13 protein-coding genes are annotated in these 12,711 nt (G+C 33.9%); 12 read left to right on the top strand and 1 reads right to left on the bottom strand.

The genetic code is table 11. The features are described from left to right. The 10 genes from HXY53_01780 to HXY53_01735 all read left to right on the top strand — a co-directional run bounded on the left by HXY53_01780 (window position 1) and on the right by HXY53_01735 (window position 8,388). Entirely contained in the window at window positions 1-891 is an 891-nt protein-coding gene (locus HXY53_01780; protein NWF75301.1) for a polyprenyl synthetase family protein, read from the top strand. Continuing rightward, window positions 888-2,774, top strand: coding sequence for a 1-deoxy-D-xylulose-5-phosphate synthase (locus HXY53_01775; GenBank protein NWF75300.1), 1,887 nt, complete (start codon window positions 888-890; stop codon window positions 2,772-2,774). Before HXY53_01780 ends, HXY53_01775 begins: the two co-directional genes overlap by 4 nt. Continuing rightward, window positions 2,771-3,547: a TlyA family RNA methyltransferase gene (locus HXY53_01770; GenBank protein ID NWF75299.1), complete on the top strand. Its 777-nt coding sequence runs from the start codon at window positions 2,771-2,773 to the stop codon at window positions 3,545-3,547. The genes HXY53_01775 and HXY53_01770 overlap by 4 nt, the downstream gene beginning before the upstream one ends. Before the next feature lies 1 nt (window position 3,548). Then, window positions 3,549-4,226, top strand: a complete 678-nt coding sequence (locus HXY53_01765) for a hypothetical protein (protein NWF75298.1) — start codon at window positions 3,549-3,551, stop codon at window positions 4,224-4,226. Window positions 4,227-4,237: 11 nt separating this feature from the next. Then, window positions 4,238-5,401: a type III PLP-dependent enzyme gene (locus tag HXY53_01760; protein NWF75297.1), complete on the top strand. Its 1,164-nt coding sequence runs from the start codon at window positions 4,238-4,240 to the stop codon at window positions 5,399-5,401. 8 nt (window positions 5,402-5,409) lie between these two features. Further along, complete coding sequence (gene speE / locus HXY53_01755) at window positions 5,410-6,255, top strand: polyamine aminopropyltransferase (GenBank protein ID NWF75296.1); 846 nt, start codon at window positions 5,410-5,412, stop codon at window positions 6,253-6,255. Window positions 6,256-6,291: 36 nt separating this feature from the next. After that, window positions 6,292-7,152 carry a polyamine aminopropyltransferase gene (gene speE / locus HXY53_01750; protein ID NWF75295.1) on the top strand — a complete coding sequence of 287 codons (861 nt, stop codon included), beginning with the start codon at window positions 6,292-6,294 and terminating at the stop codon, window positions 7,150-7,152. A gap of 288 nt (window positions 7,153-7,440) precedes the next feature. Further along, window positions 7,441-7,713, top strand: coding sequence for a zinc ribbon domain-containing protein (locus HXY53_01745; protein NWF75294.1), 273 nt, complete (start codon window positions 7,441-7,443; stop codon window positions 7,711-7,713). Further along, complete coding sequence (locus tag HXY53_01740) at window positions 7,713-8,111, top strand: hypothetical protein (protein NWF75293.1); 399 nt, start codon at window positions 7,713-7,715, stop codon at window positions 8,109-8,111. The genes HXY53_01745 and HXY53_01740 overlap by 1 nt, the downstream gene beginning before the upstream one ends. Then, complete coding sequence (locus HXY53_01735; protein ID NWF75292.1) at window positions 8,092-8,388, top strand: sugar phosphate isomerase/epimerase; 297 nt, start codon at window positions 8,092-8,094, stop codon at window positions 8,386-8,388. Before HXY53_01740 ends, HXY53_01735 begins: the two co-directional genes overlap by 20 nt. Before the next feature lie 153 nt (window positions 8,389-8,541). Here the strand turns inward: HXY53_01735 and HXY53_01730 are convergent, their stop codons facing one another. Beyond that, window positions 8,542-9,660, bottom strand: coding sequence for an SAM-dependent methyltransferase (locus HXY53_01730; GenBank protein ID NWF75291.1), 1,119 nt, complete (start codon window positions 9,658-9,660; stop codon window positions 8,542-8,544). 85 nt (window positions 9,661-9,745) lie between these two features. Between HXY53_01730 and trkA the strand changes: the two genes are divergently transcribed. Both trkA and HXY53_01720 read left to right on the top strand, forming a co-directional pair. Further along, window positions 9,746-11,083, top strand: coding sequence for a Trk system potassium transporter TrkA (trkA, locus tag HXY53_01725; GenBank protein ID NWF75290.1), 1,338 nt, complete (start codon window positions 9,746-9,748; stop codon window positions 11,081-11,083). A 178-nt stretch (window positions 11,084-11,261) separates the two neighbouring features. After that, window positions 11,262-12,710 carry a TrkH family potassium uptake protein gene (locus HXY53_01720; protein NWF75289.1) on the top strand — a complete coding sequence of 483 codons (1,449 nt, stop codon included), beginning with the start codon at window positions 11,262-11,264 and terminating at the stop codon, window positions 12,708-12,710. The last annotated feature ends 1 nt before the right edge of the window (window position 12,711 follow it).

Below are 12,711 nucleotides of genomic sequence, written 5' to 3'. Positions count from 1 at the left end.
ATGGACATAAAAGCTTATTTACGAGAAAAGCGTGAATTAATTGACTCATATTTAAAATCTTATTTTGATACTATATTTGAACCTTCTATACTCCATCGTTCAATAACATATTCATTATTTGCTGGTGGGAAGAGAGTAAGACCTATACTTGCATTTGCTTCTCATGAGGCATGTGGAGGAAAATCTAAAAATATAATTCCTCAAGCAGCAGCACTTGAGCTTATACATACATATTCCCTTATACATGATGATTTGCCCGCAATGGATAATGATGACCTGAGACGTGGAAAAAGAACAAATCATAAGGTTTTTGGAGAAGCAATGGCAATCCTTGCAGGAGACGCACTCCTTACGGAGGCTTTTTATATGATGGTAAAAAAAAATACTGACTTTACTATAATAAAACCCACAACGCTAATAAAAGTAATTCGTGAAGTTGCAATAGCTGCAGGTATTCATGGAATGGTTGGAGGTCAGGCTCAGGATATAATCTCTGAAAATGATAAACCTGATGAAGACAAGGTCCAATTTATTCATAAGCATAAAACAGCAGCTCTAATTACAGCTTCAGTAAAGATTGGAGCTTTACTTGCAAATGCAGATAAGATGCAGATAAAGGCAATTACAGACTATGGCACCAATTTAGGACTTGCTTTTCAGATTATTGATGATATACTGGATATTGAAGGGACTACAGACACTTTAGGTAAAACAGCAGGTTCTGACATAAAGAAAAAGAAGATGACATATCCGGCAGTCCTTGGCATAACAGGATCTCGTAACAGGGCTAAGGATTTAATAACAACTGCTATAGACTCCCTCAGTATATTTTCACATAAAGCAGATATTTTGAGGAAGTTAGCAATTTATCTATATGAAAGGAAAGCATGATGTATCTTGAAAATATAGAATCACCTTTAGATTTAAAGAAACTTTCAATATCAGAACTCAAAATACTTGCTAAAGAGATAAGGGATACCCTGATATATCGAATCTCAAGAAATGGTGGACATCTGTCATCAAATCTCGGGGTGGTGGAATTAACAATATCTCTGCATTATGTTTTTGATTCTCCAAGAGATAAGATAATATGGGATGTTGGTCATCAATCATATACACATAAGCTTCTGACAGGAAGATACAAGAGACTTGCAGATTTGAGAAAGTTAAAAGGTATCTCAGGATTTCCCAGAAGAGATGAAAGCGAGCACGATGCTTTCGGTACAGGACACAGTTCTACATCAATTTCTGCAGCACTTGGAATTATAGAAGGTCGAGATAAAAACAGAGAGGATTTTAAGATTGTAGCAGTAATAGGTGATGGCGCAATGACCGGGGGACTTGCTCTTGAAGGATTGAATAATGCTGGAAGTCTCAAAAAAGACCTGATAGTCATTTTAAATGACAATGAAATGTCCATTTCTCCAAATGTTGGAGCACTCTCAGCTTATCTAAACAGAATACTTACTGCTGAAAGATATCAGAAGTTCAAAAGAGATACAAAGTCATTTCTTGAGGGAATCCCAAAATTAGGTGGGAAGGCAGCAAAGATTGCTCAGAAAACAGAAGAAGTTTTAAAGGGACTTATTTTACCAGGATTACTGTTTGAAGAACTCGGGTTCACATATGTTGGTCCAATAGATGGTCACAATATTGAACTTTTAATAGATACATTAAGGCGTATAAAAAATATTCAAAGTCCTATCCTAATTCATGTAATAACAAAAAAAGGCAAGGGTTATGAATTTTCAGAGAAAAACCCCTCAATATATCATGGGATAGGACCTTTTAAAATCGAAACGGGTGAGCCTATTGAAACTCAAGGTCAAAATTATAGTGATGTGTTTGGAGATGCACTGATAGACCTTGCTGAAAAAGATGAAAAGATTATTGCGATTACAGCAGCTATGAAAGAGGGGACGGGTCTCGATTACTTTGCCAGAAGATTTCCCAATAGATTTTATGATGTCGGAATAGCAGAACAGCATGCTTTAACATTTGCTGCTGGACTTGCAACACAGGGTTTAAAGCCAGTTGTTGCTATTTATTCAACATTCCTTCAAAGGGCATATGATCAGATTGTCCACGATATTTGTCTTCAGAAACTTCATGTTGTCTTTGCTATAGATAGAGCAGGCATTGTTGGTGAAGATGGGCCTACACATAACGGTATTTTTGACCTGTCCTATTTAAGGCATATACCAAACTTAGTTGTAATGGCGCCAAAGGATGCCCTTGAATTAAAAATGATGTTAAAAATAGCATTAGAGTATAATGGTCCTGTAGCTATAAGATATCCAAAAGGAAGAATACCAATTTTCAATGAAAGTCAAAAATTTCAGTCATTATTCAAGATTGGAGAGTCTGAAATTCTTAAAGATGGAACAGATATAGCCCTGATTGGTATAGGAAATACAGTCTTTACAGTTTTAAAAGCTGCTGAAAAGCTTGAGAAAGAAGGAATAAATCCAATGGTAATAAATGCAAGATTTATAAAACCTTTAGACAGAAAGCTTTTATCAAAAGTTGCGTCTCTAATTCAGAGAATTATTACTGTTGAAGACAATGTTATTATGGGAGGTTTTGGAAGTGCCGTTCTTGAACTCTTCAATGAAATGGGTCTATTTAATGTAAGGTTAAAGAGATTGGGCATCCCGGATATCTTTGTAGAACATGGTGATACAAATGAATTGAGAAGAATTTATGGGCTCGATGAAGACAGTATATCATCTATTGTTAGTTCCTTTCTAAAAGAACCAGTATACAGATTTTGAAAGAACGACTGGATAAACTTATAGTTTCAAGGGGACTTGTCGAAAGCAGAGAAATGGCTAAAGCCCTTATTCTGGAGGGAAAGGTATTTGTCAATGGTGAAAAGATAACAAAGGCTGGAACTGCTGTAAGTGAAGATGCAAAAATATTTCTCAATGAAGTAGATTTTCCTTATGTAAGTAGAGGGGGACTTAAGCTCGAATCTGCAATAAACTTTTTTAATATAAATGTAAGCAATAGAATCATAATGGATGTTGGTGCATCAACAGGGGGTTTCACTGATTGTTTATTGAAGATGGGTGCGAAAAAGGTATTTTGTATAGATGTTGGTTATGGACAGCTTGCATGGTTACTCAGAAAAGACCCAAGGGTAATCATTATGGAAAGAACAAATGTAAGATATCTTGACAGGATTGATTGGCATAAAGACTCAAGATATAGAGGTCAAGATTTTGAAGAACTAAAAAATAGAAATATTGATATGGCTGTAATAGACATATCATTTATATCTCTCAAAAAAGTTATTAATGCAGTATTACATTTTCTTAATAGGAATGGTGAAGTTCTTTCATTGGTAAAACCCCAGTTTGAAGTTGGCAAAGGAGAAGTTGGCAGAGGTGGAATTGTAAAGGACGAGGATAAGAGACTGAAAGCTGTAAATGATATACAGAAACATTTCGAAAGTCTTGGTCTAAAAACTATTGGAGTATTTAAATGTCCTATTAGCGGACAAAAAGGAAATGTTGAATATTTTCTTTATATGGTGAGGTTATAGTATGGAAGGAGAAAAATTATTAATTGGAGTAGATTTAGCTACAGCATCGCCAGTTTTAATAGAAATATTACTCGATGAAACTAATGATCCGTCAGTATTTGCTGAGATTGCAAAATTAAATATGAATAGGCCGGAGATACTTAAATTACTGAATGAGCATCCTGATACACCTGACGAAGTTAGGCAAATAGTAGCTCAAACTCTTCAAGTGCCTGTTATGAAAAAATATGAAATAGTAAAGGAACAGAAGACAGCCGAAGATCGTTCACAGACTATTCTACAGAGAATTCAAAAACTGAGTGTCTCTGAAAGGATACTTCTTGCATTACGTGGAGGTAAAGAGGTTAGATCTATTTTATTAAGAGATCCAAACAAAGAAGTATTACTCACTGTTCTGGAAAATCCAAAGATAACCGAAACTGAGATAGAGAATATCGCAAAGTCCAGATCTATATCTGATGAAGCCTTGAGAAAGATAACTAAAAAGAGAGAGTGGATGAAGAATTATAATATTATTTTATCTCTTGTGACCAATCCAAAAACACCGGCAAGTATAGCAGTTAATCTTGTATCTGAATTACGAACAAGAGACCTTGCTCTGGTGGAAAAGAATAAAAATGTATCAGAGGGAGTGCGTATTACAGCAAAAAAACTTCTGAAAGCCAGGAAAGCTCATTAGATGGAGTTAATATGCTTAGAACTTTTAAGGTAGATAAGTTCCACGCAAAAATAGTATCTGAATCAACATTATTCAAGACTCTCAAATATCTTGACCATACAACACAAGAAACACCTTATTTAATTATAGACTCAGAAAAGTTAAAAGAAAAAGTATTTATGATCGGAAGCAGCATATTAAATTCAAAAGTATTTTATGCTGTTAAGGCAAACCCGGATATTGAGGTTCTTAGATTTTTAAACAAGCTAAAAATGGGCTTTGAGATATCGTCTGAGGGTGAACTCGAGGTACTTGCAGCATTGAAAGTAAAACCAGATAAAATTATTTCGAGCAATCCTGTAAAATCTTTAAAGTTTCTGAAAAAGGCTTCAATGTATGGCATTAAGTATTTTGCTTTCGATTCTCCAGAGGAGGTAGATAAGCTTGTAAAATATATTCCAGGATGTAATGTGTATGTGAGATTATCTGTTCCCAATGAAGGAAGTGAATGGCCTTTGAGTAAGAAGTTTGGTGTAGAACTTGATGATGCTCTTGAACTTTTAAAGTATGCAAAAGAAAAAAAGCTCAAGCCAACAGGGATCACTTTCCATGTTGGTTCCCAATGTACAAATATGTATAACTGGAATATAGCACTTGATAAAGCAGAGACTTTATGGAACATGGCAGCAAAAAAGAATATTGTTTTAAGACTTTTAAATATTGGTGGAGGCTATCCAATACGTTATACAAGAGATGTTTTGAGTATTGAAGCTATAGAAAGGAATATAAATGAACTTATATATGATAGATTTCCACAAGACATTGATATTCATATTGAACCAGGCAGGGCCGTTATTGGAGATGCTGGAATAATGGTCACTTCGGTAATTGGTAAAGCGAGAAGAGGTGACGGAGAGTGGTTATATATTGATGTTGGTGTTTTCAATGGGCTAATGGAAAGTATAGGTGGTATAAAATATACCTATATTGTGGAAACTGATAAAAATGTAAGAGGAAAAAAATCATGGACCATAGCAGGCCCGAGTTGTGATAGCTTTGATGTGATTGATAAAAATGTTATTCTGCCAGAACCCAATATTGGCAATTTAATGCTTATATTGTCAGGTGGAGCATACACTGTATCATATGCTTCTGAATTTAATGGATTTTGTATACCAAAAACAATTCTTATATAGAAGAGAGGATAAATATGATTAAGTTTACAGAAAAAGCTCCTTATGCACCGGTTGAATATTTATATGATGTTGAAGAGATATTATACACAGGGAAAAGTAAATTTCAAGAAATTATGGTTATAAGAAACCCCTATTTTGGGAGAATGCTGATTCTTGACGACGTTGTGCAACTAACAGAAAGGGATGAGTTCTTTTATCATGAGATGCTGACTCATATTGTAATGCATGCACATCCTAATCCAAGAAAGGTTATTGTAATCGGTGGTGGAGATGGAGGAGTAGTAAGAGAGGTTCTAAAACATAAAACAGTTGAAAAAGTCTATTTTGTTGAAATTGATGAAGAAGTAATTAATGTTTCAAAGAGATTTTTTCCAACTATATCCTCAGGTGTTGACGACCCCAGAGTGGAATTAAATATCATGGATGGGGCAGAATTTTTGAAGAAAAAGAAAAATACTGATATTGATGCAATTATTATTGATTCGACCGATATTATTGGATTTGCAAGGAGTCTGTTCACTGATGATTTTTTTTATTCTGTGAAAGATAGTCTTTCATCTGAAGGATTATTTGTTAGTCATACAGAGTCATTACATTTTCATAAAGATATGGTTATCGAAATGCAGGAAACATTGAAACATATTTTCCCTATAGTAGATTTATATACTGCTCCGATTGCAACGTATCCTGGTAATTGGTGGGCTTTTGCAGTTGCATCAAAAAAAATTAATCCAAGAGAAGTTAGAAATAGCTTCTCAATTAACACAAAGTATTATGATCCAGAAATACATAAGCAGGCATTTATGACAAAAGATTTGTATCAGAAGTTGATGCAAAAGAAGTTGATGTGGTGAAAAGATAAATAAATTCGATTCAGTGGTATTTTAAAAATGGAAAGGAATATATGGTTTATCGATAAGGACAGCAAAAATAGATGGATATACCATCGTGTAAAAGATTATATATTATCAAAGAAGACGAAGTATCAGCACGTGAAAATATTAAAAACTTACGAATTTGGAACTGTTGTAGTTCTTGACAAAAAGATTCAGTCATCTGAAAGAGATGAGTTTATATATCATGAAACACTTGTGCACCCGGCTATGATATTGCATCCAAAACCTGAAAATATATTGATACTCGGAGGCGGAGAGGGTGCGACATTGAGAGAGGTGTTAAAACATATAACAGTCAGTAAAGTTGATATGATAGATATAGATAAAGAATTTGTTGATTTGTGTAAAAAACATCTTAAAAAATGGCACAATAATTCATTTAATGATAAAAAGGTAAACTTAATTTTTGACGATGCGATGGAGTATGTTAAAAGAGTCAGAGATACATATGATGTAATCATTGCAGATATCAGTGACCCTGTCGAAGGAGGTCCTGCTAAAATGATATATACGAAGAAATTTTATACTTACATTAAAAAGGCTCTTAAAGCAGATGGTCTTTTTGTTACACATGCTACAAATGTCTCTGAGACAGGAACAACAATCTCGTTTAAATTGTTTAATATTTTAAGTGAAATATTTGCAAAGGCAGTTTTTTATTATGAATATATTCCAAGCTTTGCTACGCAATGGGCGTTTATCATCGGATCTGCAAAATATAATCCCCAAACAGTATCTTTTAGGGTTATTAATAAAAGAATAATAGAGAGGGAATTATCAAATCTTTTGTATTATGATACAGATGCGCATAAAAGAATTTTCTGTATTCCCAAACATATCAAAAAATTTCTTTAGCAAAATGCAATTATTTTTCCAACAGCTATAACTAAGAACGCCCTGTATTTACGCTCATTGTCGATCTTTGACCTCCGAGATATTTCGCCTCACCTCCCTTTAATTCCCCACTTGCTAAGGGGGGACTAAGTGGGATGTATTTGAATATCGGCAAAATAAATCCGCTTAAATACTATGTCCTGTCTATATTCAAAAATTTATGAATGATATGGGTTAGCAGAATTACCGCTGGATATAGAAATTAATATGTTATAATAAAATTGTTTTTTATTATGGAGGTTGATAGGAATGCCAATATACGAATATGAATGTAGTAACTGCGGAAAACATTGTGAAGTTTTTCAGAAATTCAATGAAGAACCCATAAAAACATGTCCCGACTGTGGGGGGCATATGCACAAACTCATATCGCAGACTTCATTTGTTCTTAAAGGCACTGGTTGGTATGTAACTGATTATGCACGTGCTGAAAAGAAAAAGCCTGAGGAGAAACACACAGAGGATAAACGTAAACCTGATACAGATAAAAAGCAGAAAGCAGAGACATCTGCCAAAAATTAATGGTCAGTCCTCATGTTCATGTCCCCTATATTAAAATAGGAGAATATTTCTCATTTATCAAAGAAAATCGAATAAATCTTGAAATCTATCTCTCATCCAATTCACTTGATTCTTTAAGAGATAATGATATTAAAGAATTAAAGAAGAGACTTGATTATAAACCCTCTCTCAGTTTGCACGCTCCTTTTATGGATCTTTCGCCTGGAGCAGTAGATAATAAAATTAGAAATGTAACTATGGAAAGGTTTTCACAGGTTTTTGAGATAGCCGAAATATTGAATCCTAAAGTTATAGTCTTTCACTCTGGATATGAAAAATGGAAATATGCTAAAAGAGTCGATATTTGGCTCGAGGAAAGCTTAGAATTTAAGGTTGATGATGGAAAAACTTGGTTCTGAACATTTCGGTTTATGCTTTGATACTGGGCATTTTAATCTTTTTTCTCAAGTGTCTCTTAATGAATGGATGAAACAATTGCAATATTATATTATAGAAATTCACCTTCATGACAATTACAAGACAGCAGATGACCATAATGCAATAGGTGACGGAACATTTGATTTTGAGACATTGTTTGATATGTTAAAGGACAAGAAGGGGTTAATTTATACAGTAGAAGCACATACCCCACAGGATGCGATTAAAAGCATAAGTAAATTAGAAAATTATATTTAACTCTATGATTTTATTAAATTATTTTATGTTATTATATGGATAAAATATTAATTAAACCATCAGTTATAGGTGCATTAAAATATCGAAAAATAAGTGATTATTTTGTTTAATATCAATATGTTAATCTATAAAGATAAAGCAAATTATTATATTTTATAGTATATCTTTCTGATTTCTAAGCATAAATCCACGTAAAGATGGATCTTTATTACCTTTATATTGTATCATGACCTTATGTGTTTCGCCAATAGTTCCTGGCAATATAAGCCTTTTTATTTTTGCAATCTCAAATAGATAATCATGCGATTGTTGAAAAAGTTCTCGAATCATTTCATCAATTCCGAGGCTCACGAGATACGTCCCCTGTTGACAGAATCCTAAAGTCTTGAAACCGAGTTCCTCTCCCCATTTTTTGACTGAAGAGAAATTGACATGAGCTGTTATGTCCTGTTCGCCTATATTTTCATAAGGGTTCTCGCTTAACTGATGCTTGTGATAGCATAGCAATGTTCCCCTGTTTCTTTCTTCGCTGTAATAGTCTCGTGCAGAATAGCCGTAATCTATTGTTATAATAAAACCTTCAGAAATAGCTTTATTAAGAGCCAAAAGCCATTCTTTTATTTTAAGATTTATTTCTGTTCTGTAACCTTTTTGAATGTCAATTGAGAATTCATTTATGTAATTAATTAAAGATTCATCTACCGGAGCTGTGGGAATTTCTTTGAATACGTTGTCTTGGAAACCGACATAGATCTCTTTTAATTCATCTTCCATAACTATAATATGAACAGGGAATGAGTCAAGTAGTTCGTTTGAAACTACACAGCCCTTTAATCCATTAATTTCAATAATAGATCGTAACCATTTAACTTTATCGAAGAAACAAGCGAGAAGCTTCTTTTGCTTTTCATATAATGAAGGATTTATTTCAATGATTAAATAGGTAAATGCTTCAATTATGTTCCTTTTATTGAGGTAATCCATAATATCCTTGCACAGATAACCCATGCCTGCCCCAGGTTCGATAATAAAAAACTCAGAAGGTTTTTCCATAATTCTCCACATCTCTTCAATTTGCCTTCCAATCATGGTGCCGAATATCTGATGGACATGCTGGCTTGTGTAAAAGTCACCTGCTTTACCAATATAGGTCTTCTCTGAGGTGTAATAGCCAAGACTTGGTTCATAGAGAGACATCTCCATAAACTTCGCAAATTTTATAGGACCTTCTTTATTGATTTTCTCTTTAATTTTTTGTTCAAGTATATTCATAAACAAAGAATTATATCTTTTGTAATTATAATTCACAAGATATAAAGCCTTTTTTTTAAAGTTTATGAATATGATATAATTTGCCATGCGCGTGATTATTGTAGGAGCAGGAGAAGTCGGCTATCAGATTGCAAAATTTCTCTCTCGAGAGGTAATTGACGTTATAGTAATAGATAAAGATAAGGAAAAACTAAGAAGAATTGTTGAAGATATAGATGTTGCAGTAGTTGAAGGCGAAGGTGGCAGCCCTTCAACTCTAAGAGAAGCAGAGGCAGATAAAGCAGACATAATACTGGCAGTTACAGATAAAGATGAAACAAATATGATTGCATGTTTGCTTGCAAAAGCAATGTTTGGTATACCGAGGAAAATTGCTCGTATCAGGAATCCAGAGTATTTTTACAATGAAAAGCTACTGAGTAGAGAAAATCTTGATATAGACCCTGCTATTAATCCTGAGCTTGAGCTTGCAAAGGCAGTAATGAGAATTCTTGAAGTTCCTCAGGCAACAGATATCGAAGAGTTTGAAGGTGGTCTTGTAAAAGTTATAGGATTTAAGATACCCGAAGGCTCTTCATTGATAGACAAATCACTTAGAAAGCTTGGGATGACACTAAATAAAAAGATTCTCATAGGCATTATTCTTAGAGAAGACAAAACTATAATACCTAAAGGGAGTGATGTAATTAGAGCTTCTGATATCATATATATTCCTATTAAAAAAGAAGAAATAGAAGATACACTGACCCTTTTGGGAATGTCAAGAAAACCCATTAAAAGAGTTATGTTATTAGGTGGAGGCCGTACAGGATATTATATTTCTTCAGCAATAGAACAAAAGGCAGATGTTAAGATAATCGAAAAAGACTTAGATAGGTGTAAGTTTCTTACAAGAAACCTCAGAAAAACTTTGGTACTTCATGGAGACGGAACAGAGCAAAAAATACTAATCGAAGAGAATGTTGGTGATATGGATGCTTTCATAGCAGCCTCAAATAATGATGAATTAAATATAATGGTTTCATTATTTGCAAAAAAATTGGGTGCAAAAAAGACTATAGCGGTTGTAAACAAAACAGATTATATGCTTTTAGCACATAGCCTTGGACTTCAATCTGTCCTTAGTCCAAGACTTATTACAGCAAGTACGATTCTCCGTTATGTGAGAAAAGGAGATATTTTGTCATTAACAGCCATAGCAGAAGCAAAAGCAGAAATTATCGAAGGAAGAATCGGCAAGACTTCACCTCTTCTGGGAAAAACACTCGATCAAACGCAGCCAGATAAATCAATTATTGGAGCGATTATTAGAGGGGAAGAAGTTATAATACCTTCAGGTTCTGATAAAATCATCGAAGGTGATAAGTTAATAATATTCACTCTCCGGGAATCAATAAAGGATGTAGAAAAAATCCTTATATGATCGTATCCTTTTATGCTATTAATTCTCAAAGATCTTAAAAAATATTTAAAATATTTTATTCTGTCATTGCCAGATCCGTGGTTACTATTTTCGGTGATAAGATTGATCAGAAAATCCATCCCGAAAGCTTTCTGGACATACAAGCCAAATAATGACAACCATAGGAGCAGAGTTCTCTATGAATATTAAGGTAATACTTTACTTTATTGGTTTTGTCCTTATTTTTCTCTCATTTTTTATGATATTGCCTTTACTTGTATCATTTATTCAGCATCAACAGGATACAATCATACTTTTAGTATCATTTGCTATAACGTTTTTTTCTGGTATTATTCTTTATCTTCCTACAAGACAACATAGAAGAGATGATGTAAGACACCGTGAGGCATTTATTATTGTGGCTCTTACTTGGACAGCCATTTCCCTTTTTGGATGTCTTCCATTTATTTTATCTGGAACCTTAAGTTCATTTACTGATGCTTATTTTGAATCAATGGCTGGATTTACTACAACGGGTGCATCTGTAATTACAGATATTGAGGCTGTTCCCAGAGGTATTCTTTTCTGGAGGTGTATGACACAGTGGATAGGAGGTATGGGTATAATCGTATTTGCACTTGCTGTATTGCCTTTACTTGGAACAGGAGGAATGCAACTTTTTAAGGCAGAAGTGCCTGAGATAAATGTTGATAAGCTAAGACCAAGAATAATTGATACAGCTAAAGCATTGTGGATAATCTATATAGTCCTTACTGTTACAGATGCGTCACTACTTTTTACAGCAGGAATGGATTTATATGACTCCATATGTCATGCATTTACTACAATGGCAACAGGAGGATTTTCAACAAAGAACGCCAGCATTGCTTATTTTAGAAACCCTTCTATAGAATATATAACGAGTATATTTATGCTTTTTGCAGGAGTTAATTATTCGCTTTATTTTTATGTATTCAAAGGTGATTTTTTAAGATTATGGAGAAGTAATGAATTCAGATTTTACATTTCTGTCACAATAATCAGCGTTTTGCTTATAGCCGCTTTTTTATGGAAAAATTCTTACAACTCAATTACTGATTCATTAAGATATTCCCTTTTTCAGGTTGCATCTATTATGACTACTACAGGATATGCTACAGCAGATTATGAGCAGTGGGCTCCATTTGCACAGGTGTTGCTTATATTGTTGATGTTTTTCGGGGGCATGATAGGGTCAACAGGAGGTGGAATCAAACAGATAAGAATTTTACTTATGATTAAACAGGGTTTCAGAGAAATGTATCAATTAATACATCCTCGAGCTATTACTGCTGTAAAGATTGATGAAAAGTTTCTTGATAAGGAAATCCTTGGAAGCATATGGGGATTTGTTTTTTTATTTTTAGGAATATGCACAATAGCTACAATTGCGATGGCCGCAACAGGACTCGATATCATTACATCATCAACCACTGTCATCTCAGCAATGAGTAACGTTGGACCAGCCTTTGGTATTGCCGGTCCTTCTGAAAACTTTGCATCTATTCCTATTATTGGAAAATGGATACTTATTTTCTGTATGTTTACAGGTAGACTCGAAATCTATACTGTATTAATATTATTTATTCCTCAGTTCTGGAAAAAATAGG

The sequence above is a fragment of the Nitrospirota bacterium genome (assembly GCA_013388455.1).
GTDB lineage: Bacteria > Nitrospirota > Thermodesulfovibrionia > Thermodesulfovibrionales > SM23-35 > JACAFF01.
This window is presented reverse-complemented; position numbering and strand designations above follow the sequence as displayed.

What these genes read in the sequence shown, in the direction of transcription:
- trkA (NWF75290.1), top strand. Translation starts at nt 9,746, where the DNA reads ATGCGCGTGATTATTGTAGGAGCAGGAGAAGTCGGCTATCAGATTGCA.
- HXY53_01780 (NWF75301.1), top strand. Translation starts at nt 1, where the DNA reads ATGGACATAAAAGCTTATTTACGAGAAAAGCGTGAATTAATTGACTCA.
- HXY53_01740 (NWF75293.1), top strand. Translation starts at nt 7,713, where the DNA reads ATGGTCAGTCCTCATGTTCATGTCCCCTATATTAAAATAGGAGAATAT.
- HXY53_01735 (NWF75292.1), top strand. Translation starts at nt 8,092, where the DNA reads ATGGAAAAACTTGGTTCTGAACATTTCGGTTTATGCTTTGATACTGGG.
- HXY53_01765 (NWF75298.1), top strand. Translation starts at nt 3,549, where the DNA reads ATGGAAGGAGAAAAATTATTAATTGGAGTAGATTTAGCTACAGCATCG.
- HXY53_01730 (NWF75291.1), bottom strand. Translation starts at nt 9,660, where the DNA reads ATGAATATACTTGAACAAAAAATTAAAGAGAAAATCAATAAAGAAGGT.
- HXY53_01760 (NWF75297.1), top strand. Translation starts at nt 4,238, where the DNA reads ATGCTTAGAACTTTTAAGGTAGATAAGTTCCACGCAAAAATAGTATCT.
- speE (NWF75295.1), top strand. Translation starts at nt 6,292, where the DNA reads ATGGAAAGGAATATATGGTTTATCGATAAGGACAGCAAAAATAGATGG.
- HXY53_01720 (NWF75289.1), top strand. Translation starts at nt 11,262, where the DNA reads ATGAATATTAAGGTAATACTTTACTTTATTGGTTTTGTCCTTATTTTT.
- HXY53_01775 (NWF75300.1), top strand. Translation starts at nt 888, where the DNA reads ATGATGTATCTTGAAAATATAGAATCACCTTTAGATTTAAAGAAACTT.
- HXY53_01745 (NWF75294.1), top strand. Translation starts at nt 7,441, where the DNA reads ATGCCAATATACGAATATGAATGTAGTAACTGCGGAAAACATTGTGAA.